The organism is Chryseobacterium sp. MYb264 (assembly GCF_035974275.1).
GTDB lineage: Bacteria > Bacteroidota > Bacteroidia > Flavobacteriales > Weeksellaceae > Chryseobacterium.
The window spans coordinates 702,607-729,477 of record NZ_CP142422.1; the positions used below are offsets into that span (position 1 = coordinate 702,607).

The 26,871-nt window shown below is 35.8% G+C and carries 26 protein-coding genes; 9 read left to right on the forward strand and 17 right to left on the reverse strand.

Annotated elements, in window-relative coordinates:
- Positions 1-39: 39 nt before the first annotated feature.
- Together VUJ46_RS03090 and VUJ46_RS03095 are read left to right on the forward strand one after the other, a co-directional pair.
- Entirely contained in the window at positions 40-684 is a 645-nt protein-coding gene (locus tag VUJ46_RS03090; protein ID WP_326983547.1) for an NADPH-dependent F420 reductase, read from the forward strand.
- Between the two features lies 1 nt (position 685).
- Complete coding sequence (locus VUJ46_RS03095) at positions 686-1,387, forward strand: family 16 glycoside hydrolase (protein WP_326983548.1); 702 nt, start codon at positions 686-688, stop codon at positions 1,385-1,387.
- A 60-nt stretch (positions 1,388-1,447) separates the two neighbouring features.
- Here VUJ46_RS03095 and VUJ46_RS03100 read toward each other — a convergent pair whose 3' ends face one another.
- The 16 genes from VUJ46_RS03100 to VUJ46_RS03175 all read right to left on the reverse strand — a co-directional run bounded on the left by VUJ46_RS03100 (position 1,448) and on the right by VUJ46_RS03175 (position 13,200).
- Positions 1,448-1,807 carry a rhodanese-like domain-containing protein gene (locus tag VUJ46_RS03100; RefSeq protein ID WP_326983549.1) on the reverse strand — a complete coding sequence of 120 codons (360 nt, stop codon included), beginning with the start codon at positions 1,805-1,807 and terminating at the stop codon, positions 1,448-1,450.
- Positions 1,804-2,106, reverse strand: a complete 303-nt coding sequence (locus tag VUJ46_RS03105) for a DUF3817 domain-containing protein (RefSeq protein ID WP_326983550.1) — start codon at positions 2,104-2,106, stop codon at positions 1,804-1,806. Before VUJ46_RS03105 ends, VUJ46_RS03100 begins: the two co-directional genes overlap by 4 nt.
- A 2-nt stretch (positions 2,107-2,108) precedes the next feature.
- Positions 2,109-2,570, reverse strand: a complete 462-nt coding sequence (locus tag VUJ46_RS03110) for a hypothetical protein (RefSeq protein ID WP_326983551.1) — start codon at positions 2,568-2,570, stop codon at positions 2,109-2,111.
- 67 nt (positions 2,571-2,637) lie between these two features.
- Positions 2,638-3,228 (reverse strand): TetR/AcrR family transcriptional regulator, encoded by a 591-nt coding sequence (locus tag VUJ46_RS03115; RefSeq protein ID WP_326983552.1) that lies wholly within the window; start codon positions 3,226-3,228, stop codon positions 2,638-2,640.
- A gap of 90 nt (positions 3,229-3,318) precedes the next feature.
- A complete protein-coding gene (locus VUJ46_RS03120; RefSeq protein WP_326983553.1) occupies positions 3,319-4,392 on the reverse strand; it encodes an SDR family oxidoreductase in 1,074 nt (357 codons plus the stop codon).
- Between the two features lie 88 nt (positions 4,393-4,480).
- On the reverse strand, positions 4,481-5,059 hold the full coding sequence (locus tag VUJ46_RS03125; protein WP_326983554.1) for a Crp/Fnr family transcriptional regulator: 579 nt from the start codon (positions 5,057-5,059) through the stop codon (positions 4,481-4,483).
- Between the two features lie 120 nt (positions 5,060-5,179).
- A complete protein-coding gene (locus tag VUJ46_RS03130; protein ID WP_326983555.1) occupies positions 5,180-5,563 on the reverse strand; it encodes a DoxX family protein in 384 nt (127 codons plus the stop codon).
- A 12-nt stretch (positions 5,564-5,575) separates the two neighbouring features.
- The gene (locus tag VUJ46_RS03135) at positions 5,576-6,163 is read right to left on the reverse strand and encodes a cupin domain-containing protein (protein WP_326983556.1); all 588 of its coding nucleotides are present in this window, start codon (positions 6,161-6,163) and stop codon (positions 5,576-5,578) included.
- Between the two features lies 1 nt (position 6,164).
- Entirely contained in the window at positions 6,165-6,923 is a 759-nt protein-coding gene (locus VUJ46_RS03140; RefSeq protein WP_326983557.1) for an alpha/beta hydrolase, read from the reverse strand.
- A gap of 1 nt (position 6,924) precedes the next feature.
- Positions 6,925-7,209 carry a putative quinol monooxygenase gene (locus VUJ46_RS03145; protein ID WP_326983558.1) on the reverse strand — a complete coding sequence of 95 codons (285 nt, stop codon included), beginning with the start codon at positions 7,207-7,209 and terminating at the stop codon, positions 6,925-6,927.
- A 4-nt stretch (positions 7,210-7,213) separates the two neighbouring features.
- Positions 7,214-8,077 (reverse strand): NAD(P)-dependent oxidoreductase, encoded by an 864-nt coding sequence (locus tag VUJ46_RS03150; protein ID WP_326983559.1) that lies wholly within the window; start codon positions 8,075-8,077, stop codon positions 7,214-7,216.
- A 214-nt stretch (positions 8,078-8,291) separates the two neighbouring features.
- Positions 8,292-9,344, reverse strand: a complete 1,053-nt coding sequence (locus tag VUJ46_RS03155; RefSeq protein ID WP_326983560.1) for an aldo/keto reductase — start codon at positions 9,342-9,344, stop codon at positions 8,292-8,294.
- A 54-nt stretch (positions 9,345-9,398) separates the two neighbouring features.
- Positions 9,399-9,689, reverse strand: coding sequence for a DUF3861 domain-containing protein (locus VUJ46_RS03160; RefSeq protein ID WP_326983561.1), 291 nt, complete (start codon positions 9,687-9,689; stop codon positions 9,399-9,401).
- A 15-nt stretch (positions 9,690-9,704) separates the two neighbouring features.
- A complete protein-coding gene (locus VUJ46_RS03165; RefSeq protein ID WP_326983562.1) occupies positions 9,705-10,691 on the reverse strand; it encodes an aldo/keto reductase in 987 nt (328 codons plus the stop codon).
- Between the two features lie 22 nt (positions 10,692-10,713).
- Positions 10,714-11,820, reverse strand: coding sequence for an L-dopachrome tautomerase-related protein (locus VUJ46_RS03170; protein WP_326983563.1), 1,107 nt, complete (start codon positions 11,818-11,820; stop codon positions 10,714-10,716).
- Positions 11,821-11,823: 3 nt separating this feature from the next.
- On the reverse strand, positions 11,824-13,200 hold the full coding sequence (locus VUJ46_RS03175; RefSeq protein ID WP_326983564.1) for an amidohydrolase family protein: 1,377 nt from the start codon (positions 13,198-13,200) through the stop codon (positions 11,824-11,826).
- A gap of 157 nt (positions 13,201-13,357) precedes the next feature.
- Between VUJ46_RS03175 and VUJ46_RS03180 the strand changes: the two genes are divergently transcribed.
- The 5 genes from VUJ46_RS03180 to VUJ46_RS03200 all read left to right on the forward strand — a co-directional run bounded on the left by VUJ46_RS03180 (position 13,358) and on the right by VUJ46_RS03200 (position 20,918).
- Positions 13,358-14,200, forward strand: a complete 843-nt coding sequence (locus tag VUJ46_RS03180; RefSeq protein WP_326983565.1) for an AraC family transcriptional regulator — start codon at positions 13,358-13,360, stop codon at positions 14,198-14,200.
- Between the two features lie 94 nt (positions 14,201-14,294).
- Entirely contained in the window at positions 14,295-14,921 is a 627-nt protein-coding gene (locus VUJ46_RS03185) for a chloramphenicol acetyltransferase (RefSeq protein WP_326983566.1), read from the forward strand.
- Positions 14,922-15,050: 129 nt separating this feature from the next.
- On the forward strand, positions 15,051-17,471 hold the full coding sequence (locus tag VUJ46_RS03190) for a tellurite resistance TerB C-terminal domain-containing protein (protein ID WP_326983567.1): 2,421 nt from the start codon (positions 15,051-15,053) through the stop codon (positions 17,469-17,471).
- On the forward strand, positions 17,464-18,780 hold the full coding sequence (locus VUJ46_RS03195; protein ID WP_326983568.1) for an ATP-binding protein: 1,317 nt from the start codon (positions 17,464-17,466) through the stop codon (positions 18,778-18,780). Before VUJ46_RS03190 ends, VUJ46_RS03195 begins: the two co-directional genes overlap by 8 nt.
- On the forward strand, positions 18,777-20,918 hold the full coding sequence (locus VUJ46_RS03200; RefSeq protein WP_326983569.1) for a DEAD/DEAH box helicase: 2,142 nt from the start codon (positions 18,777-18,779) through the stop codon (positions 20,916-20,918). Before VUJ46_RS03195 ends, VUJ46_RS03200 begins: the two co-directional genes overlap by 4 nt.
- A 54-nt stretch (positions 20,919-20,972) precedes the next feature.
- Here the strand turns inward: VUJ46_RS03200 and VUJ46_RS03205 are convergent, their stop codons facing one another.
- Positions 20,973-21,722, reverse strand: a complete 750-nt coding sequence (locus tag VUJ46_RS03205) for an NUDIX hydrolase (protein ID WP_326983570.1) — start codon at positions 21,720-21,722, stop codon at positions 20,973-20,975.
- Between the two features lie 577 nt (positions 21,723-22,299).
- Here VUJ46_RS03205 and VUJ46_RS03210 point away from each other — a divergent pair.
- On the forward strand, positions 22,300-24,561 hold the full coding sequence (locus tag VUJ46_RS03210) for a TonB-dependent receptor (RefSeq protein ID WP_326983571.1): 2,262 nt from the start codon (positions 22,300-22,302) through the stop codon (positions 24,559-24,561).
- 10 nt (positions 24,562-24,571) lie between these two features.
- On the forward strand, positions 24,572-26,863 hold the full coding sequence (locus VUJ46_RS03215) for a glycoside hydrolase family 3 protein (RefSeq protein ID WP_326983572.1): 2,292 nt from the start codon (positions 24,572-24,574) through the stop codon (positions 26,861-26,863).
- The last annotated feature ends 8 nt before the right edge of the window (positions 26,864-26,871 follow it).

Sequence of the window (26,871 nt, forward strand, 5' to 3'; positions counted from 1 at the left end):
CTTCTGAAATTTGCCTTATAATTTTAAAAGAAAAATAAAATGACAACATTAAAAACAGCCGTTATCGGTTTAGGAAATATCGGGCAGGCTATCGCAGGAAATTTAGCAAAATCAACAAGAGATTTTATTGTCGCCGACAGAAATTTTGATAGAGCAAAAGAACTTTCTGAAAAATGGGGAAATCATGTTCAAGCTGATGATATTGCTCATGCCGTGAAAAACGCAGATCTTATTATTCCGGCGATTCCGTTTGGAGCTATCGAAGAATTTTTAAAGCAATATGCTTCCGATCTTGAAGGGAAAATCATCATCGATCCGTCCAACGCCATTGCTCCGGATGAAAACGGAGGTTTTAAAAAGATCATCGGAGCAGAAGAATCTGCGGGCGAAATCAATGCTCAGTTTTTACCTGAAAATGCAAAATTGGTAAAAGCTTTGGGAACTTTAGGAGTTGCTTCTTTGGCTGAAAAAGCCTATCAAAATCCGAAGCAGACCCTTTTTTATGCTTCTGATGATGCAGATATTGATGGTGAAATCGAAGAATTGATCCGTGATAATGGGTTTGATGCTCTGAAAATTGGTGGTTTAAATGAATCAGCTAGAATTGAAGTGTTTGGAGATATCCACGAATTCGGAGCATTGGGAAAAACGGTAACCTTGGATGAAGCTCAGCAAAAACTGTAAGATGTTGAAAAGAATTTTAATTTTATTGGCAGTCTCTTTTTCTATTGCGAATTTATCTTCACAAACCATTCGTTTTGATAATCAGGAATTTGAAACGGTAAATGTAAACGCGTCTATTGTTAATTTCAATGGAGAAAAAGTATTAAAAGCTGAAAGAGATTTGGATAAAGTTCCGTTTGACATCAATCGATTAGAAGAAACTGTAGACGAACCTACATTTCTGAAGCTGAAAAATGTAAATCTTAAAAACGGAATCATTGAAATGAAAGTGTTGGCTCAAATACAAAATCCTTCGCCATTCGAGGCTTCGCGCGGATTTATAGGAATTGCTTACAGAATTAATGAAGATAATTCGCAATTTAAATCCATTTATCTTCGTCCCAAAAACGGGCGTTCAGACAATCAGATCCAAAGAAATCATTCGATTCAATATTTCTCTTATCCGAATTTTAAGTTTGAAAAATTACGTGATCCAAAATATTCCGGGCAGTATGAAACGTATGCAGATATGGGTTTGAATGAATGGATTACGATGAAAATTGAAGTCAAAGATCAACGGGCAACGCTGTATCTGAATGACCAAAAATATCCGTCTTTTATCGTAGACCGAATGTTGGGAACTCTTAAAAACGGAAGCATTGGTTTGAGAGTTGACATTGGAACGATTGGCTATTTTAAGGACATAAAAATTACAAAGTATTGAAAAATAGTTTGTATAATTTCTAATTTGTTGTTATTCCGAAAGAAAAGTCTTTCGGAATTTTTATTTTAAATCTAAACTCTTCTGCAAATCGCTCCATGCTCCACCATTATGAACATGCTTAAAGCCTTTTTCCTTTAAAATATGCTCAACTTTTACACTTCGAAGACCGTGGGAACAAACGGTAATATAGGTTTTGTTTCGGTCAAGTTCCGTATATCGCTCACGAATGGTTCCCAAAGAAATATTGATGGAACCATTGATATGATCCGTTTCATACTCTTTTTCCGTTCGCACATCTAGAATAACAGCTCCTTTTTTTATCAAAGTATCTAAACCTTCATCAAGCGTTTGGTATCTGTATATTCTGTAAATGATATAGATGGTAAGTACAATTCCGCAAAAAATCAATGTATTTTTCATAATTTGCTTAAAATTTTTTTGTCAATATAAAAAGTTCCAAACGGAATAATACACGCCAAAAGTACTTTCCAGGTCGTTTCTTTAAACTTCCATTGTTGCTCGATCCCAACACTTAATGTATTGAATAAAAAAAGCAGAAATAAGGTTCCGTGGATCGGCCCCATCATTTTAACGAGCGAAGGATTTTCGAATCCATATTTCAACGGAACTGCGATGAATACTAAGGTTAATAATGAAATTCCTTCCAGAATGGCAATTATTCTTAATCTTCCGATTTTTGTTTTAAATAAATCTGTCATAATTATCTGAAATAAGGTCTGTTAGCAAGAGGTGAAAAAGGCCACGGAATAGCCATGAAAATAATGATGAGTGCTATTGTAAAATAAATCAGCATTATTTTAAACTTCTCTTTATCAGTTGATTTTCTTTTGGAAATTGCCGATCCGATGGTGATTAAAACAATAGAAAAAAGCATGAAGAAAATATGAATCAATCCGAAAAACAACAGATCTAAAGATTGTTTTGCTTCACCGAAATTCTTCCAAAAATATTTAATGATCGGACTTTGAGAATATAAGAGTATTCCCAAAACGAGTTGGATGTGAGCAATAGTTGCCGTCCAATGTCTTACGGAATCATCAGTTTCTGAAAACTCCTTGTCTGCAAAATATCCTTTACACGCTCTAAAAATAGCATATAAAATACTCAGCAACACGAGCCAGCGAAAAGTAGAATGAAGAAAAGTAATGCTTTGGTACATCATCAAATTTTTAAGATATAGCAAAGGTAAAGTAAAAACATACTAATTAGTATGTTTTTTGATAAAAAAATTATTGCAAAGTTTTAAAATAAGATTTAAGTTGCTGTAAATAAATTAGATAAATTGATTTGTTGCTTTCTAATTTTCCTAAATTTCGTATTCCCCAATAACCCGAAAGTACAAATACAGCAATTCCTTTTGCATTTAAGCCTTCTTTTATTTTACCATTTTCCATTCCTTTTTCAATCGATTGAATCATTGTATTTTCCCATTGCTGAGACAATTCATTCAATGCTTTTGTAAACTCAACATTCCAAGGAGCCATTTCCTGAGTAAAATTAGAAGCCGGACAACCGTATTCAACTTTTAAAAATTCATTATCAATCAGCAAATGATACATCATCTGATAAATGTTTTCTAAAGGATTTTCGTCATTTTGTAAAGGTTGAATAAAATTATTCGTAAAATTGGGAATCATCAGCTCGTTAATAATCGCCAGACCCATGTCATCTTTCGTTTTGAAATGATAATAAAAAGCTCCTTTTGTCACCTGAGTGGTCGCAATAATCTCATCGACACTGGTCGTCTGATAACCTTTGGTATAGATCAGTTCAAATGCTTTCTGAAGAATATTGAGTCGGGTAGCTTCGGACTTTTTCATGATGATATTAATAGGTATTTTTTACAAAGGAACGATATTTTAGATAAAGAAAAAAGGAGCTGTGTCAACAACTCCTTTATGGTGAAAATTCTACGGAATTAGCTTTTCCACTTTTAATTTTTCAAACAGATCGATGAAAGATCTTGCTGTATTTTGATATTCTGTAAAGCCTAAAGTTCTGCTGTTTGCCATATCAGTCATTACTTCTAAAGGTCTTCCCAAATCAAGATCGGTATGCCATGCCGAAGATAATTTATTTAGGTTTTCTTCTTTTAAATGATGTTTTTTCGCTATTTCCTTCCAAATTTCAGCATAATTTTCCATTTCTTTTTCTAAAGGTTTAATAGAATCTTCAAAACCTACTGCTTCAATTTCAAACCAGTCTGCCAATCTTTTCCAAAGCCATTTCCAACGGAAAACATCACCATTTGCAATATTAAAAGCCTGATTTTTTGCTGAATCAGTTGATGAAGCCCAAACTAATTGTTTAGCTAAAATGCGTGCATCCGTCACATCTGAAATTCCGTTCCATTGTTCGGAAGATCCGGGCCAGATGAATTTTTTTCCGGTTTCTTTACAGATGCTTGCATACACTGCTAAAGTCGTTCCCATGTTCATCAGATTTCCGACTGCATACCCGATTACGGTGTGCGGTCTGTGGATGCTCCATGTAAATCCGTCTCTTTCTGAGGCTTTATACACTTCATCTTCCTGAGCGTAATAGAAATTGGGAAGTGGCAAGCGTGGATGCTCTTCTCTCACAGGAGTTTCCGGCAAAGTTCCTTCTTTTGCATAGGCTTCAAACGGTCCTAAATAATGTTTTAAACCCGTCACCAATGCGACATGCTGTACAGATTTTTTTGATGAAAGAACATCTAATAAATTTCTTACCAAAGCACTGTTTATACGAATATTTTCCTCTTCCGTATCATTACGCATCCAAGTAGTGAAGTAAATATGGGTAGGCGAGATATTTTCCAATGCTTTTTCAAGACTTTCAACATTCAGAAGATCGGCTTGTATGGGAATCAAACCTTCAGTAGAATGATTGGTATTTCTTGATAATCCGTAGGTTGTCCAACCTTGAGCGATCAGTTCCTGAGCGAGATTACTCCCTGTAATTCCTGTAGCACCCACCACAAGTGCACTATTTTTATTTTCCATAACTGTAAAATTATTTCACAAAATTATGGGAGATAAAGATCAAAAAAATTGATCTGTGTCAGAGGTTTTTATTGATCCAGATCAAGTATTATTTAAAAGAAATCTTTTTGCGAATTCGGCTTACCGTTTCGGGAGCCAAACCAAGATAGGACGCAATAAGATTATGAGGAATTCTTTGAATGATATCAGCATTTTTCTGTGCAAACTGCGTATATTTTTCTTCTGCAGTAAATGAATTGGAAACAATTAACCGATAGTCTTTTGTAACAAGACTGTTTTGGTATAAAATTCTAAAATAACGATCCATTAAAGGAATTTTTACCATCAGATTTTCATAATCTTCACGAGTGATCATCAGTAATTCTGTTTCTTCAATCGCATCGATGTTCAGGACTGCTTTTTCCTGATTAATAAAACTGTTAAAATCTGAGATCCACCAACCTTCAAAAGCAAACATATTGATATGTTCGCTTCCTTTTTCGTCCAAAATATAAGATTTTAACAATCCTTTACTGACAAAAGAAAGGTATTTGCAAACTTCACCTTCCTGAAGTAAATATTGTTTTTTGCGAAGCTTTTTATAAGTGAAAAATTGCTGGAGTTCACTTTTATCCTTTTCAGTGATCTCAATTTTATTTTTAATATGGGAAAGAAGAATCTCTAGCATGGGAATGATTTTATCAATCTGAAAGTCTTTTCAATAGTAAACACCTTCTAAAGTACAAATATCTTTTATAAATAAATGAAAAAAAAGAAAACCAGGTTTTCCATTTACGTGGAACCTGATTTACGGTTCTTCCGTTCTGAATTTTTCATAAAATATAAACAACGCGAAAAAATAGAATGCATGGAGCAGCTGAGCTTCTATGGCAGCCCAGTTTTCAATGGTACAGCTTCCGAATATTAAAATACTCATAAGGATCAGTGAGGCATATATACTGTTTCTGAATTGCCACCCAATGAGTAAAATAATTCCCAAAGCGATTTCAATAAATGGCAGAGCATAGCTGAACGGGATAATAATAAGCTGTGGAATCATTGACTTCCCCATAGTGGTTACCATCCAGTCGCTGAAAACAGAAAGCTTGGGTATTCTTACCAGGCCATGTCCCAATAGTGAAATAGCTATAGGAAGTCTCAGCAGGAAAAATGCGGTTTTAAAATCTTTCATAGTATTTCGTTTTTATTTCCAAATTTGGATTAAGCCTTTTTTTGTACCTAAGAGAGGATCTGATGAAGGAATTTTTACTTTTTCAATGGTGTGCACGGAGGTTGTGTATTTTGACTTGTCCTCACGTACCAGGTCTGGTTCCATACCATCAGGATAGGCGCCAACCACGGTAAAGTCATCTGAATGGGAGAGGCATTGATGCCCCACACCGGCAGGAATAATTATAATATCCCCTGCTGAAATTTTCATTTTTTTTCCTTTCGGACCACCGGTCATGATCTCGGCAGAACCTTGAAAAATACCCAAAACTTCATGTGTATTGCTATGGTAATGGTGAAAAGGATAAATTCCGTATCGCCATGAATTGTACCAGTTATTGGCTTTAAATTTACTTTCAAGCCATTCCGCTCCAGAATTTCCTCTTTCTGAAAAAGCATTTCTATACACCAAAAGAGGATATTTGCTGTTCGGAATGACTCCGTCGTTCTCAAAAAAATAAGTTTCGGGGATAAGATCTGAAATCAGCATTGCATTTATTTTTGTGAACGGAAAAAATGCCAAAGCCCATGCTGAAGTTTTTACAAATGTTTTCCTGTTCATATTACAAATTTTTTATCGTAAAACTGATGAAATCCTGAACTTCTTCCGGAGAAATAGAATGGGACATTCCTGTATACGTATGCAGTTCAGATTCAAAATGATGTTGGTCAAGCCAATTTTTGGAGTGTACTGCTTCGGTATATGGAATTCGGTCATCTAAATTTCCATGTCCTATAAAGATTTTAAGTGAGGATGCTTTGTCCTTTTCATGCTCTTTCTGCAGTGAGCTGAAGATTGTTCCGCTCAACACGCCGATGCCTTTACATAAAGAAGGATCCTTTAGCCCCAGATGATAACTCATATTTGCCCCCTGACTAAAACCTCCGATAAAAGTCCTTGAAGCTGAAACTTTATATTGGTTCTGAAGATCTTTCACCAAAGTTTCCACTTTTTGAATACTTGAGCTCAGTTCATCTGTTTTTGCACCAAAACCACCATCCTTATCCTTTTCACCAGTATACCACTGATAATTCTGCTGCCCGATTTTATAAGGAGCCTGCGGTGTAACCACAATATAATTTTCTGGGAAATATTGGGCTATGGGCTGCAAATCATCTTCATTGGCACCGTAGCCATGCAGTAAAATAACCAAGACAGGTTTCTCACCGCCTTGGGCTTCACGGACTTTGTAAAGTAAAGTTTCAGACTGAGAATTTCGTGCATGCTCTGTAGTTGGGTTCAAATTTTTATCAGTTTCCTTTGCTTCACAGGAAGTTAAAAAGGATAAACAAAATCCAATGTTGACAATTTTTCTGATCATCTTATACTTTTTTCAATAAAGAGACTTCCATAGGGCTATCAAGTAAATCATCAGATTTTCCTTTCCAGTTGATGAAATGATCTGTGGCAAGATGAGCATCTAAATGCGCATTGCTTTCCCAGATTTCCGTGAAAAAGAATAATGCCGGATTGGAATGATCCTGCAAAAGATCATACTGGATGCACCCATTTTCCTTACGGGTTGGTTCAATTAAAGCTTCCAAAGCATTTTTTGTTTCTTCAATTTTATCTTTTTTAGCAATACTTTTCGCGATTACGTGTAGCATTTTTTTATTTTTTTAGATAATTAATAATTCCGATCACGTCGTCTTTTCCAAATCCCTCGTTATGAGCGGACTGATACGTTTCAATTAAAGTTTGAGACAAAGGATAATCTGCACCTGCATCTTTAGCCAGTAAGATATCTTTCAGCATCAGATCTAGGGCAAAAGCGGGTTCGTAATTATTTTCCACTAACAAAGGGGTTTTTACCTTCGTGGCACCGCTTCCGCTGGCACTTTCATTGATGATTTCAAGCATATCCTGACGCTCAATGCCTAGTTTGTCTGAAAACAGAATGGTTTCCGCCAAACCCTGATAAAGAGTTGAAATGAAATAATTAACCGATAGTTTGGCGGCAATTCCTTTTCCGTTTTCACCTAAATGTTTAATGTTTTTTCCCAGTTTCTGAAGGAACGGTTCGGCGCGCTGAACATCTTTTTCTTCGCCACCAACCATAATAATTAACGTTCCATCTGCTGCAGGCTTTGTGCTTCCAGCAACTGGTGCATCAATGAATGAACCTTCTTTTATTTTTATTGCCGACGAAATTTCGTTACTTTTTTCGGGGGAAATCGTACTCATGTCGATGAATAGTTTTCCGGTGATATCCAAGGCTAGAACCTCTTCATACACTGCTTTTACGGCTGCATCGTTTGTAAGCATCGTGAAAATGATATCATTGTTTTTTACCAGCTCCGAAACATTCTCAAAGACTGTTGACTTTTCTTTAAATTCTTCAGCTTTTTCAATTGTTCTATTGTAAACGGATAATGAAAATCCGGCTTTTTCTAAATTTTTTGCCATCGGATGTCCCATATTTCCGAGACCGATGAATCCTATTTTTTCTGTACTCATTGTTTTTATTTTGTTCATTAAAATTCGTGAAAGAATATTTAAATATCAAATTAATGACCAATATTTTTATGTTTGACTGATTTGCAGCCCGGCTTGAACGGAGCTCTTTTTGTGTAGCGAAGCGGAACAAAAAAGCGGGAGTGGAAGACGGATAAAGCTGCCCTAAAGTATATTAACTACAAAAGAGACGAAAAAAACGTTAGAAATTTTTGTCTCTTTTGCGGTTAGAAAATTATTTCAGATGACTGTAAAAATCCGGTGTCGGATTCAGACTTTTATTCTGCCACTGATGCCAATACGGATAAATAGGAGGGACTTCACTGGCTTTATCCAGTTTTTCAACCTGCTCTCGCGTAAGATTCCAGCCTACTGATTCCAGATTTTGCTTTAACTGCTCCTCATTTCTCGCTCCGATAATGATACTGGAAACGGTAGGACGCTGCAACAGCCAGTTCAAAGCCACCTGAGCAACATTTTTACCGACTTCGGCTGCCACTTCTTCCAATGCATCGATGGTGTTGTAGAAAATCTCTTCCTGAACCACGGCTTCAGGAACAGGGCTGCCGCCTTGCGCGATTCTGCCTTCCTGAGGAATTGGTTTATTCCTGCCGTATTTACCGCTCAAACGCCCTGAAGAAAGGGGAGACCACACGATAGCTCCAACGTTTTGATCTAATCCTAAAGGCATCAGTTCCCATTCATACTCGCGGTTGGCTAAGGAATAATAAACTTGATGCGCAATGTATTTGCTCCAGCCATATTTTTCTGAAATCCCGATCGATTTCATTAAATTCCAGCCTGAAAAATTGGATGCGGCAATATAGCGTACTTTCCCGCTGGTAACGAGTTCGTCCAAAACTTTCAAGGTTTCATCAACAGGCGTGTTGCCATCGAAGCCGTGCATATGATAAATATCGATATAATCGGTACCCAGACGTTTTAAACTTCCTTCTACCTGCTTTAAGATATGAAGCCGGGAAGAACCCTGATTGTTGGCGCCGTCACCAAAAGTAAACGTTGATTTAGTCGATAAAAGCAGCTGATCGCGGGAAATTCCTTCAATAGCCTTTCCTAAGACTTCCTCCGATTTGCCATCTGAATAAATATCGGCAGTATCAAACAGATTGACGCCTGCTTCCAGGCAGATATTCACGAGCTTCTTAGCTTCTTCCACCTGAGTATTTCCCCAAGCTTTAAAGAAATCGCCTTCCCCGCCGAATGTGGCAGTTCCAAAGCTTAATACAGGAACTTTTAATCCTGATTTTCCTAAAAATCTATATTCCATTTCTTATTTTTTTTAATTGAATTGTTTTCAGTATGAACTCTTGTTTAGTTGAGTTTACTGACTTTTAAGCTTTTTCATGAATTCCATAATGGCCGGACGAAGCTCCTCAAACAAAGGATGCTGCTTATTCTTCAGCATCACTTCGGTGAACAGTTTTAAACCTAAAGCAAATTCCTGTGCTGTTTGCTCGTCTTCAAATATCTTTTTCGAGTTGATGAGCTCGAAGATCTGGAAGAGATTATCATGATTGTCGAAATCAAATTCTACTATTTTATCACCTTCAGACCCATCTTTTAGGGTTAACTCTTTAAGTGTAAGCTGGTAAGTATTGTTTCTTTTTTCCATTATTTTCAAATGAGATTATTTAAACTGATTGACCAACTCATTAATTGCCGTTAATTCCTCTTTGCTTAAATCGATATCAATGGCTTTCGCATTCTGAACGGCCTGTTCTGCATTTCTTGCTCCTGCTAAAGCGATGGTAATTCCTGCTCTTTCGATCGTCCAACGAATAACCAATTGTCCTAAACTCGCGTTATGTTCTTCAGCAATAGGTTTAATTTTATCTAAAAGCTGATTGGTTTTTTCAATGAATTCCGGTTGGAAATGCTTGTGTCCGGCTCTGTGATCACCTTCCTGAAATTGGTAGCCGCTATGAATTTTACCTGTAAGCAAACCTCTTTCCAACGGACTGTAGGCTAAAATAGATTTTCCGTTTTCAATACAATAAGGTACGGTTTCCTCTTCAATTCCGCGATTGACCATACTGAACGGAATCTGATTGGATACCAAATTCAGCGTTTTTTCAGCTTCGGCCATTTGCTGGGCATTATAATTACAAACCCCTGCATGACGGACTTTCCCCTGCTCAATTAATCTTGAAACCGCTTCAAAAGTTTCATCAATAGGCGTTGTGGAATCCGGCCAGTGAATCTGGTATAAATCGATATAATCTGTTCCCAGTCTCTTCAGACTCTGTTCGCATTCGTAGATAATGCTGTCTTTTCCTGCAAATTTATAGACATCGATCGCATTTCCGCTGTTGTCTTTGCTGTGCATGGCAAAATCTCCTTTTGCCAGATCCCAACGCATTCCAAACTTTGTTAAGATCTGAACTTTATCACGGGAAATCCCTTTAATGCCTTCTCCAACGATCTCTTCACTGGTTCCCTGTCCATAAATAGGAGCGGTATCGATAGAAGTTACGCCGACATCATAAGATGCTTTGATGGCCTCGATGGCCTCATTTCGGTCTGTGCTTCCCCACATCCATCCTCCGGCAGCCCAGGCTCCAAAAGTGATCGCAGAAACTTTTAATTCGCTATTTCCTAATTTTCTGTATTCCATTTTTATAATTTAAATATCTGTTTTATTCGCTTTTTATTTTCACCACTAAATAGGGTGGCTTTCTAAGATCTTTTCCGTTGTTAAACCCCGGGAGACGATTCCATTGACCTAATGTGACATAAACGTACCCGTTTCTGTAGGCCAACCCGTCCGGCCACACATAATTTTCCTGATCATGAGAGAGTAATTCATATTTTCCGTCTGCTTTTCTTTTGACAATCGACTGTTGCTCAAATGCTCCGAAATAAATACTCCCGTTTTCATCTTCAGCCAATCCATCGCAGGCAGGCCTTTCGCCTTCGAACTTTACCGCCTTTTCAATCTCCTGTTCAGAAGTATTAAAGTTACTGATAACTTCGGTAGAAATGCTGTATAATTTTCTTCCTGTAATGGCAGTCCAGTATAATTTTTTCTGATCCGGACTTAACGCAATTCCATCTGCGCCACCACTGGGAAAAGTTTGTTTTTTAAAATCATAAACGAGGGGTTTTCCTTCAAGAAATCCCATAAATCCGGGCTCGGGAGAAGTTGTAGGATGATTTAACAAGATTTCTCTCGATTTTCCGGTAGCTACATCCAATATCACCAGAGAATAGCGCTCTCCAAATCCGGAATTGGCAATATATACTGTTCCCTTCTCACCATGAGAAAGATCCACACGAAGATCGTTATAATGAGAGTCATCCGATAAAACAGGCTTCGGAATAATGACCGAATGCAGAATTTTTTTAGTCTTGATGTCAATGGCGACAACTTTAGCAGCCCCCAAAGGAATTTCTTTAATTCCCGATCTTTTACCATCGTCCAAAACCCATAGAATATCATTTTTATCCATATAGATTCCATGTGGAGAAACCAGCCAATCCTGATAAGGTTTTGTACTTGGATACACAAAATCTTTATTGGGGAAAGGAATTAACTTGTTATCCACTAATTCTGCTAACGCAAATTCTTTGTGATTGTCTGCGTGGCGGGGAAATCCTAAGAAAACTCTGTTTTTTGAACTCACAGCGATTCCGGAAGGATCGGGATTGGGAGGGTATATTTTAGAGATCACTTCAGCCTTAGACTGTGCATATACACTCATGAAGCTGGCTACAAAAACTAAACTGACAAGAATTTTCTTCATGATTTACTTATTTAAGACGCTTTTGGAAACTTCTTTTCCGGCTTTATACACTGAAACTATTTTTCGGGTGTCCTGAATATTTTTCGCAGGATTTCCTTCAACAATCATAAAATCTGCTGTTTTTCCTTGTTCAATAGTTCCAAAATTGTTATCTATTTTTAATGCTTTTGCTGAATTTTTTGTCGCAACCGTTAATGCCTGTAAGGGAGTCAATCCCGCTTCAGTCATCAGCTGTAATTCTAAATGTTCTGAAAAACCCTGTGCACGAAGTGGCATGGCTCCGCTGTCTGTACCCATTGCCACTAAAATTCCGGCATCGTAAACTTTTTTAAGATTTTGTTTTGCCGTTTCAAACGCTTTCCTATTTGTTGTATAGGAAGGTGAATTTTTTAAATCATTTTTATATTTTTCAGAAGTTATCATTTCATAAACTCCCGGTTCCAGTGATTTTTTGAAAAATTCTTCATCAATCCATTCCGGTTTTTCAGCATAGGCAAATGAGTACTTATCCAAAGAAAGTGTAGGAATATATACGACGCCTTTAGCTTTCATTTGTGCTAAAGTTGTCGGATCAATCACTTCACTTCTGATGCTGTGACCAATTATATCAATCCCGTCAGCAAGCAGTTTCTTAAGGTCTGCAAGATAATACACGTGAGCCGCCACTCTCAAATTTCTTTTGTGAGCCTCTGTAATAATCGCTTTGTAAATCTCAGGACTTACTTTTGCTTTAAATTTTCCGTTAAAATCATCAACCCAAATTTTAACTAATTCAGCATTGATTTTTTTCAGACTGTCTAACTCTGCTGGAATTTCTTTTACTGAAGTTGGACGATAGACTTTATCCATTGCAAAATCAAGCGGTGGTGCACCATTGGGAGCACCAAAACCATATCCGGCAGAATGTATTCTCGCACCGTCAATTTCGCCATTCACTGATTTATCTCTCAAACCGCTTTCGAACAGAAAAGGGCGATCAGTTCCCATCGACATCACATTCAGTATTCCATAATCCTGATATTTTTTAAGTTGGGAAAGAATATTTTCTTCGGTATAATTTTCAGGTTTTGTGGTAGTTCCTTTCAATGTTCCGATATGAGAATGTGCAGAAATAAGCGCAGGAATAATTGTTTTTCCTTTCAAGTCAATAACCTGAGCTTCTTTATCGGAAATATCATTACCAATTTGAGCAATTTTTCCGTCTTTAATCAAAACTTTTGTGTTTTCAACAGGATTTCCGCCGTTTCCGTCGATTAAGCGAACATTTTCAAGTAGCAATGTTTCGTTTGAAGCTGTAGAATTTTCTTTATTTTTTTGATTACACGATAGAAGCAAAAGACTTCCCAATACAATTCCTGAAATTTTTTTTAGAACCTTCATAGTTAAAATTTTGTCGATTAATTTAAAATGCAAGAGGAATAAGGATAAAACGACCTTGAAGATCATTTCCCCAAATTCTTCAAGATCTATACAAATTTTGTTAAAAAAAATGATTTTTAGGTTGTAAAAATCGTTTAACAAATTGTAATTTTAAGACATGAAAAGAAAACAGTTTGAACCTTTAGAAATTGATACATTTGAAGTTGCTGTTTATCCGTTTCCCAAACACAGCCATACCTATTATGAAATGATATATATTTTCAAAGGTTGTGGCGATCACCATATTAACGGAATTATCATTCCCTATAAAGCAGGAGATTTTTATCTTATTTCTCCAGATGATGAACATTTTTTTTGCATCAAAAAACTGACCAGGTTTTGTTTTATAAAATTTAATGACAGTTATTTTGATCAGAATAAACATCTTTCACCGGATAATCTTGCGACGGCTTCTCCCACAGATATTATGCGAAATCCTTTGTTGAAAGAAGAAAAACTCATCTTTGATGAACCTTGTAAAACCATTTTAAAAAAGACAATTGAAAATATTATTGATTACAATACATTCAATAAAGTTTCCGATTCGCCGATTATGTTTTTTCAGGTTTTGTCGTTATTTGGTTTAATTCGTGAAGCTTCTGCGAAATTTTTACATGTTAAAGTTGATCACGGAGCACCTAAAAAAGATGATTTGATTTCCTATATTCATCAAAATATTTATAAACCTGAACTTATCAGAATTTCTGCAATTGCCAAGCATTTTAATATTTCTGACACCTATTTCGGAGCCTATTTTAAACGAAATTTTGAAATTTCTTACCGAAAATATATCACAGATTATAAGTTAAAATTAATTGAAAGAAGAATCCAATCCGGTCAAATGACGATGAAGCAAATCGCTTTTGAGTTTGGTTTTACTGATGAAAGTCATTTAACCAACTATTTTAAAAAATTAATGAAAGTAAATCCTTCTGATTATAAATTTCAACAGGCATTATAGTTTTGATTAAAATTAAAACCTTACGTTTAAATTTCATATTCCAAAAGTTTTTAAAACGGTAAATCTTACGGAAATTTGCAAAAAATTAAATTTAATGAAGGTAATAGATTTAGAAAACTGGAACAGAAAGGAGCATTTTGAATTTTTCTCTAAAATGAAAAGTCCTTATTTCGGTTTTACAACGGAGGTGGACTGCACAATAGCGTATGAAAAAGCAAAAGAAAGCGGTAAGTCGTTTTTTGCCTATTATCTTCACAAATCAATGATCGCGATAAATTCTGTGGAAGAATTGAGATTGAGAATGGTTGACGATCAAATTATTTTGTTTGATGAAGTGCATTGCGGAAGTACGATTGGAAGGGAAGACGGCACTTTTGGCTTTTCTTTTTTTCATTATTCGGAAAATTTTGAAACTTTTAATGAAGGATTACAAAATCAGATAAAAATTGTGCAAAATTCAACAGGTTTGGGAATTAGCAATGATGTTTTACCTATTAATCATATCAGACACACGACCATTCCCTGGAGTTCGTTTACCACAGTTTTACATCCAACTAATTTTGATCCTAAAGAATGTATTCCGAAAATTGCATTTGGGAAATTCACGGTTAAAGATGGTAAAAAGATGATGCCGGTTTCCATTGAAGCACATCACGGTTTGGCAGATGGATTACATTTGGCGAAATATTTTGAAGCTTTTCAGAGAGAATTAGATAAATAATTCAATTTACGGGAAGCCGTAACGAATATTTTTTGTTAATGAATAAATTTGAGTAATTATATTGTTATATTAGATCTTTGAATTGATTTCAAATAGAACTAATAACCCATTACTCAATTTTATTTTAAGATGACTACTTTCGAAAATTCGGATTTACAGATCGTTACTACTAAAGCAAGGGCAGATAAGGCCATTAATTCTTTAAAAGGTCTTTTGTTAGGGATTATTTCAGATGATATTATTGATGCTAAAGAAATGCGTGAGCTCAGATTATGGGCTCAGGAGCATTATGATCTGGTCAATAGAAATCCGTTTCGTGAATTTATGCTTTTAATCGAAAATACGGCTTCAAATGAAATCCCTACAAAAGAAGCGGTAGAAGATTTATATTGGCTTTGTCAGAAATATGAGCATGATAGCATTTATTATAACGGGATTACCTCTGATTTACAACTTTTACAGGGTATTTTCCATGGAATTCTGGCGGACGGTATTTTAAGTGACGAAGAAATTTTTAAACTTGATGCGTGGCTTTCTGAGAATAAACATCTAAGTTCATATTATCCCTACGATGAAATACGAAGCTTGGTTTCGTCCGTTGTAGAAGACGGAATTATTACAGAAGAAGAAAGGGCAGTTCTCACTGCTTTTATTAAACAGTTTGTTGAAATAAAGAACAAGGAAGTTGCCGATAAAATTGAAAGAGATACAATTAATATCAATATTTCAGGTATTTGTGCTCAAAATCGAGAAATTATTTTTACAAATAAAACGTTCTGTATCACTGGTATTTTAAACAGAGGTTCACGAACAGAACTTCAGAAAGCCATACAGGATCAGGGAGGAATTTCTGTAAATTCTATTTCAAAAAAGACCGATTATTTGATCATAGGCTCGACTAATAATGCTTGTTGGACCTATTCCTGTTATGGGAGAAAAGTTGAAAAAGCTTTAGAATTAAGAAAATCGGGACACACGATTATCTTGATCCATGAGTCTGATATTTTTAATAATCTTGACGGAAATCATGATATAAAAAATTCATTTCAACAGAAAAATGACATTCCGGTACAGAGCAGCTTGTCCGTAACGATGCATAATGATTCAGTTACTGATGTATCAGGTCATGAAGATATTGCCATTAATTTTTGTTCTGATTTTTCAAAAAATGAATCTGTTTCAGCAGATAATAAGGAGAGTAATATAGTACCTCTCCAAGAGGCTAAAATCGGAAAGAGATATTCCCGGAAATTAAATCTCAATGAAAATCAGGAGGAGCTTCTGAACCAACTTTCGTTTGATAATAATGCCTTTAATGAAATTGATTATTGTAAAGTTCAAATTTTAAAGCAATTTTTAAGGTCTATAGAATTTCTGAATACTCATTGTATTCCGGTCAATAAATCGTATTCTTCGGTTATTGATGAATTATCTGAAATTATTATCTATCTGCAGTACAATTATAAACCGGAAAGTCTTAATTATAAATATACTTACGATTCTATTCGGGCTGAAATTTTAAATCATATCATAAAATTATGCGAAAATAACGTCCGCGAATTTTATGGCATTAAAAGAAAAATCAGCGAAGATTTCACATATAGTCATCCCGATATTCTTATTAAATACAATAAAAAAATAATTTCAAAACTTCAGGATTTTTTAGTAGACCATCAACATCAGATTTTAGATGCAGATTACAAAACAAATATTATTCTGAATGAAAACAATACCAATCGCTGGAAAACGAAATTTGAAATCATTAAAGAAGATTATTCCAATTCTTTAGCTTTTGAACGTGAAATTTTCAGGCTAACGGATGTGAATATTAAAAATCCTTCTGTTGATAATATCTTTTTTGAAGCATCAAAATTTATTGCTGGATATGATAAAACCTGTGCATTGCGACTTTATATTCATTATTTGGATAAAGATTTAAATTCTCAAACATTTGATAAAAAACAGCTTACTAAAACGATTCAGAAAAGTTTGTTTTCAACCTCTGAGCAATTTAATGATTTCGAAAAAATAGTAAGTGATTTTGTTGTTAGTAGAGATATCGAAACAGCCATCGGGAAAGTTAATTTATTATATACGCCCAAAAGAAAAAAAATATTTATTGACACAAACGCCGTTGAAAATGTTCAGCGGCTGGATTCAGAAATTGCTAAGAAACTAGGAGATATTCTTAATGAAGAGTATGAAGACGAAAATACTTCTGCTAAGACAGAAGAAGCTTTACATAAAGAAGAGTTAACCATTAGCATAACAAATAAAGATTCTGAACCCGAAATTTCAAAATATCTTGAAGAATTAAATTTTACAGAAATTCAATGTGAAATTTTAACGAGGTTCGAAAAACACAGTTTTACCATTTTTCAAAATGATCTTAAAGATTTTATTCAATCTAAAAATCTTTTCATGGGTTCAGCAATAGATTCAATAAACGAGGTTTGTTACGAAATTCTTGACGATGTTTTGATTGAAGAAGAAGATGAATATTTTACCATTAATACAGATTATTATAAAAAACTTTTAAACAATGATTGACAATATTAAACCTAAGGAAGCCACATCTATTATCAATTCTCTTGTGAGCGGAGTTGTTCCTAAAATTGGTGTTCAGCATATCACCGTAGGCCGGTCGGAAGAAGTAAATGCTTCTATTTCAGCTTTGGAAGATGTGAAAAACGGGCATAGTTTAGTGAAATTCTGGATCGGAGATTTCGGAAGCGGAAAATCATTTATGCTTCATTTATTAAATACGGTGGCTTTAAAACAAAAATTTGTTGTTGCGAACGCAGATTTCACACCGGACAACAGATTGTATTCAAACGACGGAAAGGCGGTGATTCTGTATACTGCAATCATGGATAATATCGCAATCCAGACCAAACCGGAAGGTGGTGCTTTGCAGACTTTGCTCGAAAAATGGATTGAACAGGTGATTGCAAAAACTGCAGAAGCGAATACTATTTCGCTGGCTGATATCAGGAATGAACAGTATTTGGAAATTATTCAAAACTCAATCATGAAAACAGTTAATGAAATCACAGAAGTTGGCGGATTTGACTTTGGTTCTGTGATTGTAAAATATTATGAGGGATATATTAAAAATGATGAGTTATTACGGAGAAATGCTCTGAAATGGCTAAAAGGAGAATATACTACAAAAACAGAAGCAAGGCAGGATCTGGGAGTTCGTGAGATCATTAACGATTCAAATTATTATGATATGCTGAAGAATTTCTGTAAGTTTTTCGTGAGTATGGGATATAGCGGTTTCATGATCAATCTGGATGAAGCAATCAATCTTTATAAGATTTCAACGGCTGCGGCACGCGAAAAAAACTATGAAAAAATACTTTCTATTTATAATGACTGTTTTCAGGGGAAAATTTCAAATCTCTTTATCAATTTTGCAGGAACAGAAGAGTTTTTAGAGAACGAAAGAAGAGGATTATTCAGTTATCAGGCTCTAAAATCGAGATTGGAAACAAATAAATTTGAAACACTTGAAATCAGAGATTTTGCCCAACCGGTCATCAAATTAACGCCTTTAAATCATAATGAGATCTTTGTCTTACTTAAAAAACTGAAATTTATTTTTGATTGTAATTATAAAACGGATCTTGATATTTCAGATGAAGAAATCTCGTCTTTCATGGAGGAAATCTTTAATAAACCGGGAGCTTCAGAGTTTTTAACTCCTAGGGAAGTGATTCGTGACTTCCTGAATATTCTAAATATTATCAGACAGAATCCGGATGTTGATAAAAAAAGACTGTTCGGCGAAATTGAAATTGAGGATGAAAGACCGAATGATGCTGCCTTCATTAATACGATTGAAGAAATATGATACAGCAGTCATTTGATATGCTCTCACCACCGATCAGGAAATATATTTATGAGAAGGGTTGGGGGAGTTTAAGACCCATTCAGGATGCGGCGATAAAAAGAATTATCCCCACAGACAATAACTACGTTTTAATATCAAGAACAGCTTCAGGCAAAACTGAGGCTGCTTTCTTGCCTATTTTATCAAAAGTGAATTTTAAAGAGCAAGGGGTAAAAGTTCTTTATATTTCACCTTTAATTGCATTGATTAATGATCAGTTTTTAAGGGTTGAAAAGCTTTGTGAATATTTAGATGTTCCGGTTACCAAATGGCACGGAGAAGCTTCGAAAGGAGCAAAAGACAGACTAGTAAAAAATCCTGAAGGCATTGTTCTCATTACTCCCGAATCCATAGAGGCGATGTTCGTGAACAAACCCTATTATATTCGCCATCTGTTCTCAAATTTAGAATATATTGTTATTGACGAAATTCATTCTTTTTTAGGTTCGGATCGTGGAATTCAATTACAATCTTTATTAAACCGTTTACAGAGAATCAATAATAAAAAATTCAGTATTGTGGGTTTATCTGCTACAGTAAGTGATGTAAACCAATATGTTGAGCTAAAAGAGTTTTTAGGGAATTCTGAAAATACTAAAATTATTCGTGATACTACACCCAAGCCAATCAATGCTGTTTTTAAGTATTTCGAGACGAGTACAAGTGAATTACCTTCTCTGTTATTAGACGATATATACAGCCGAACTAGAGACCGTAAAACCTTAATTTTTCCTAATGCCAGAGGTCGCGTGGAAGAAGTTGCTGTAAAGCTTAAAAAAACAGCGAATAGACTGGGCGGGCATACGAATTATTTTTCGCATCATTCGTCCGTTGATAAGGAAGTTCGCGAATATGTGGAACTTTTTGCTAAAAACAGTACTGGTCAAAACTTCTGCATTTCCTGTACTTCCACTTTAGAGCTGGGAATTGATATAGGAAACGTAGACGAAGTAGTTCAGATTGATGCAACGCACAGTATTGCTTCGTTAATTCAAAGAGTGGGGCGAAGTGGTCGGCGTGAGGGGAAATCCAGCAATCTTTTTCTGTATGCAACAGATCCTTGGAGTCTGCTACAATCGTTGGCATGCTGGCTATTATATAAAGAGCAATATATTGAGCCTATTTCTGTGAATAAAAAACCATATGATATTTTGGTTCATCAGATTTTATCAGTTGTTAAAGGGAGTTCCGGTATATCATTGAGTGAGCTTACAGAGCAATTTACTTCAAATTCTACATTTTCAGATATTGAATATGAAGTGATAATTGAAATTATCAACCATCTGACTGCAATTGATTTCTTAGAAAAACTAGGAAATGAATATATTGTTGGAATTGAAGGCGAAAAACTGGTAAATACCAAAGATTTTTATATTCTTTTCAAAACAGAAATACTATTTAAAGTTTCTAATCAAGGGGTGAAAATAGGCGAGTTGCCTTTGTCTCCTAAAATTGATATTGATGAAAATATTTACCTTTCTGCTAAAATATGGAAAATTAAAAATATTGACTTTGATACAAAAAAGATTGAAGTAATTCCTGCTTATGATGGGGATAAGCCTCTTTTTGATAGTGAGGGTGGTTTAGTTTCTTCTAAAATAAAAGAGAAGATGCTTGAGATTCTGACTTCTGATGAAAAATATGATTTATTGGACAGCAATGGACAATTATGTATTTCTGATTTACAAAGTGATTTCGTTGGTTTCAGTATAGTAGATAGTATGACAGACAGGCCTTTACGGTCAAGTAATGAGAATCTATTTTTTTATCCTTTTATCGGTTCTAAAATTGTTGAGACATTAAAATTTGTATTTGAGAAAGCAAATATCTCTTTTGATTATTATCCACTTAATGATGAATTTAAAATGAAAATGTTGAGTTCTGAATTTATTGCACGAGTTAAAAATATTGATTTTAAAATCCTAGATACTAATGAATATTTGCATCAGTTAATAAAAACGAGTCCTGAAATTCTTGATTTTTCAAAATGGGGGAAATTCCTTCCCATACAATATCAGATAGAACTACTCAAAAACAATTATTACGATTTTGAAGGCTGTCAGCATTTTCTTCAAAATTTAAATTTTATTGAAAATTAATTATAATTAGAAGATTGCTTTATCGGCTGGGATAAAGCAATTTTTATATTTAAACTACCAGTTGCTCAATCCGTTCTCAAGTGCTTTAGCATAATTATCTTCATCAAATGAATACAGATCCGGAGCTTTATGCGCGCCACCGGTTCTTCTTTCATCCAGCTTTTTTAAAATTCCTAGATTTTTAATTTTTCTATAAAAATTTCCTCTGTTAAGCTCTTTTCCGAGAATAACTTCGTATAATTTTTGCAGCTCAGAAAGGGTAAATTTTTCGGGTAATAAATTAAATCCGATAGGTTTATGCGAGATTTTCTCTCTTAAAGTTAATAGAGCTTTTTCGATGATTTCACGGTGATCCATTGCCAATTCGATGTTGGGCAACTCACTTAAATAGATCCATTCACAGCTTTCACTGAATTCATCACGAATCAGATTAAAGCGATCAGGATTGTAAAGAGCATAAAATCCAATGGTTACAAATCTTTGTTTATGGAAAAGAGTTTCATCAAAATCTTCGAAATAAAATTCACTTCTATTTTTCTTCCCGAACACCGCAAATTGCTCAAGATATACTTCCGTCACTCCGGCGCGGTCTTTTAGAATTCTCATAACGGCATCATCGAGGTCTTCATCCTTTCTGACATATCCGCCAGGCAGAAACCACTGCTTTCTGTAATTCATTTTCAGCAGTAAAACTTTTAGTTCGTTTTGATCAAAACCAAAAATAACAGGATCGGCTGACAGGTGAGGAATAAAAATTTCCTTTGCCTCAATTGATTTTTTTAAAAATTGCTCTTTAGAATCCATTATTAGAAATCAAAAATGTGTATTTACAAATTTAGTGATAAAAAAATGGAGTAAAGACGAAAAAGAAGGTCTTGAGGTACTTTTTGGGGAAATTTTAACGTGATATTAATCATTGTTTCAATAAGAATCAATGGTTATTTTTTTTAATTTGCAAAAAATATAAATCTGTAATACAGTTTGTTATATTAAATATTAAGAAAATTTAATATTTTTTTTGGTGAATTCATTGAAACAATGTAGTATTGTATTGCTTCGCATGGAAGCAATGAAAACGAACACTTTTTTGAACGAAATTTATTCGAAATGACTCTTTCCAAAGAGTAGGTTTTAGTTGAAAATGGAGATGAACCATTTAATTAAAATAAAAAATAGGGTTTGAAAATGAGATGAAACGTTTCGCCCATTTAAACCTCGTTCCGATATGCTGATGAATAGCCGGTTTTGGAAAGCAACCCAATCCGGTGTTGATGAAAAATAAAGTCCATCCAATATGTTTTGGATGCAGGATATTCCTGTGTCTTTATGTAAAAATTGCTAAACAACAACGTAAGAAGAAATTATACTAACTAACTGTACGATGAGAAAATCAACTTTAAAAATTTCAGCATTGGGGCTGATGTTTTCCTTTGCCGTAGCTTTTGGGCAGGAGACGGACAGCCTTGCGGTGAAAAGCGCTTTGAAAGAGGCTTCTAAAACCGAAGAAGGCGTAAAGACCGTTACCACTTCCTCCAAAGAAGATAACAACAGGAATGTGATGCTTAATGCGGCTAACAACACCAGCCCAAGGGACGTAAACATCGGTTTACCGGCAACGGTTGGAGGAATTACCATCCTTGAAAATGATTTGCCTGCCGTTTACTTTTTCTGGCCGGAACTTCCCAACAAAACATGGAGACAAAGTGTAGGTTTAGAGAGAACCGGACTTTTAAAAATGGATCAATTGGCCAATACCATGGGGGATCTTGGTTTCGCGGTGAATTCTTATTCTCAAACGGGAACGAAAGAACTTAAAGTAAAAGGAAAGTTTACGACGAGTACTTTTGGATGGCTACAGGGTGATGTGAATGTTTCAGGACCGATTTCTAAAAACGGATGGACATATACTGCCGGAGCTTTTGTTAACTATGATCCGAGTACTTTCAAACTAGGTTTTGCCAGAAATGTGGATGAAACAAAGATCTTCAGAGTGGGTGCTACGAAATATTTTAAAGATAATAAAGGTCAGATCTCATTTTTGTACAAATATTCAGATTCTTATAACGTAGGAAATTACGCGGTTTTCCAATATGGTGAAAACGGTAAAGTGACGGAGCTTGATAATTTTAAGATTGGTAGAGATTCTTACGTGGTGAATGACGGACAGATCAGAATGAAAGATATTCTGACCGGACGTGACTTCTGGGCAAGCATGAGCGGCAGTGATAACAGTTCAAAGGCTCATAATATTGATATTTTAGGTAATTATCTGTTGAATAACGGCTGGAATTTCAAATTCTCCACAAGAGCTCACTTTGCGGATGTGAAGATGGCGAATATTATCCCTTTGAGTATTTTCAATGCAGATTCTTCGGCGGGTTATACGCTGGCTTCTAATGGCCAGGCTTACTCTGGTCCTGTGGGAACGCAATTGGCGATGTATACTCCTAAAACACCGATTACGAATATTGCAGGGCGTTTCTCTTTAAACAAGCAAATCGGAGATCACAATGTGACCGTTGGGATCTTGGAACAGTATTATAATATTGATAAATTCACGTCCAACAGATCGTTCTTCTTCCAGACGGTGGGGGCACAGCCGGAAAGATTAATCGGTCCTTCAACCGATTCCAATGGTTTCTACAATTATAATGTTGGCGGAGAATTCCACAGCGGAACTGAAAATAAATTATCAGTATATGCTGCAGATGACTGGAAAGTATCTGATAATTTTAACCTAAGCTATGGGCTTCATTTAAGAAATCATATGATCGATGGTGAATTTTCTATGACGCCGAGATCGCCTAATTTTGTTTTTGCAGCGAATGATTTCCAAAACATTAAAGAAAGTTGGTTTCATGTGGGAGGAAGTGTAAATGCTACTTATAATATCAGCAAAAATTTCGGTGTTTTGGCAAATTTCCTTTATACAGAAGAAAACAGAAGATTAGAGAGTTATTCTCAGCCATTTACTCCTGATATGAAGAAAATCAGAAGTCCTTTGGGAGCGATCGGAGTTTTCTGGAATACAGATTATATCCAATTGATTTCTCAGGCTACCTGGTTAACGAAAAACGGATATTTAGGAAGATACAACCTTGTAAACCCGAACAACAGCACTCAGGTTGAAGTGGCGAGTGTAGATTACAGCATCCAGACTTTGGGCTGGACAACCGATTTCGTTTTGAAGCCTTTCAAAGGATTTAACTTCCATTATTTAATTACATTCCAAAATCCGGTGTATAAAGATTTCGCATTCAGTGCTTTTGGCGAAAATTATAATTATGCTGATAAAAATGTATTGGGTGTTTCTAAAGTTTTAATGGAAATCGATCCTAGTTATACCATTGATAAATGGAGATTCTGGGCAAGTTTCAGATATTTCTCAAAACAATACGCGAATCTTACCAACGCCTTGTATTTCGCACCAAGATGGGAAACTTTTGGTGGGGTAAGCTATACAGTTAATAAAAATATCAATGTGGGAGCAACTGTAATTAACTTCTTAAACCAAAGAGGAGCCAGCGGAACCATCAACGGTGCTGAATTGATTACTGATGCAACGCCTTTCTATGGGAAGTTGTTGACGGGAACGTACATTATGCCATTGACAGGTCAGTTCTCAGTAAGCTTTAATTTCTAAAATATAAACAATGAAAAGAACAGTTTTAAATGTAGCCGCTTTATTTTTTGGAATAACAGCATTTTCGCAAAACATTCAGACGGTAACCAATTCAAAAGGTCCTGCATTGGGATATTCCGCAGAGTCTGGGGTAAAAATCCTTACGGTTGGCGGAAATAAGTTTAAAGATCTCAACAGAAACGGAAAGCTTGATAAGTATGAAGACTGGAGACTTCCGGTTGATGAAAGAGCGAAAGATTTAGCTTCAAAAATGAGCATTGAACAGATCGCAGGTTTGATGCTGTATAGTGGCCATCAATCGGTTCCTGCTCCTGCAGATGGTTTCAGAGCAGGAAAATATAACGGAATGTTATACAAAGAAAGCGGTGCAAAAGCTTCTGATTTAACAGATCAGCAAAAGAAATTTCTAAAAGACGATAATCTTCGCCACGTTTTGGTAACAACGGTTGAATCTCCGGAAGTTGCAGCACAGTGGAGCAATAATATTCAGGCATATATCGAAGGCTTAGGATTGGGAATCCCCGCCAATAACAGTACAGACCCGAGACATTCGGCAACGGTGACTGCAGAATTCAATGAAGGCGCGGGTGGACAAATTTCTCTTTGGCCAGATGGTTTGGCAATGGGTGCCACTTTCGACCCCGAATTGGTTAGAAAATTCGGAAATATCGCAGCTCAGGAATATCGTGCGTTAGGAATTTCAACAGCTTTATCGCCTCAAATCGATTTAGGAACAGAACCTCGTTGGTACAGAATTGCTTATGTTTTCTCTGAAAGTCCGGAATTGACGGCTGATTTAGGAAGAGGATATATTGACGGATTCCAAACAACAGTTGGCAATAAAAACGGTTGGGGAAACAAAAGTGTAAATGCTATGGTAAAACACTGGCCTGGAGGCGGACCTGAAGAAGGCGGTCGCGACGGTCACTGGGCGATGGGGAAATATGCGGTTTATCCTGGAAATAACTTCCAGAATCACGTGAAACCTTTTACAGAAGGCGCTTTCAAATTAGCTGGAGGAACCAAAGAAGCTTCTGCGGTAATGCCTTACTATACGATCAGCTTTAATCAGGACACGAAAAACGGAGAAAATGTTGGAAATGGATATAGTAAATATTTAATAACTGATTTACTTCGTGGAAAATATAAATACGACGGGGTCGTTTGTACTGATTGGCTAATTACTGCTGATGAACCAAAATCTCCTGGCGGATTTGCCGGAAAACCTTGGGGCGCAGAAAAATTATCCATCGCTGAACGTCATTACAAAGTTTTGGAAGCTGGCGTTGACCAGTTCGGAGGAAATAATGATAAAGGACCCGTTTTGGAAGCCTATCAGATGGGGGTAAAAGAGCATGGAGAAAAAGCATACCGCGCCAAATTTGAGCAGTCTGCTGTTCGTTTGTTAAGAAATTTCTTCAGAACCGGATTGTTTGAAAATCCTTATGTAAATGTTGAAGAAACCAAGAAAATCGTCGGAAATCCTGAATTCATGAAAGCAGGTTACGAAGCTCAGGTAAAATCTATCGTGATGCTGAAAAACAAAGCGAATGTTCTTCCGATTAAAGAAAGAAAAACGGTGTATATTCCAAAGAGATATTCTCCCGCAACATTCAACTGGTGGGGAATTTACACGGCTCCGTCTCTGGAATACCCAGTTGATATTGAGAAAATTAAAAAACATTATAACGTAACAGAAGATCCTGCAAAAGCTGATTTTGCATTGGTTTTTGTAAAAAGTCCGCACAGTGAGGAAGGCGGTTACAGCGATATCGATGCTAAAGAAGGCGGAAATGGGTATTTGCCAATTTCTCTTCAGTACCAGACATACACAGCGACAGAAGCTCGTGACAAAAGTATTGCAGCGGGCGACCCGGTTGTTGCGCCAAATGTACACGACAGAACATTCAAAAATAAAACGTCAACGGTTACCAATTTCACAGATTTGTTGACGATTGAAAATACGTACAAAGCAATGAACGGAAAACCTGTCATTGTTTCTATAACAGCCTCAAAACCGATGATTTTTAACGAATTTGAAGGTCATGCAGATGCAATTTTGATGAATTTCAATGTATCCAATCAGGCGGTGGTAGACATCGTAACCGGAAAATATGAGCCTTCAGGTTTGCTTCCTTTACAAATGCCTGCGAATATGGTAACGGTTGAAAAACAGAAAGAAGACGTGCCTTACGATATGGAAACGCACAAAGATTCCGAAGGTCACAACTACGATTTCGGATACGGAATGAACTGGTCTGGTGTAATCAAAGATGCAAGAACAGAGAAATATAAAAAGTAATTGAAAAG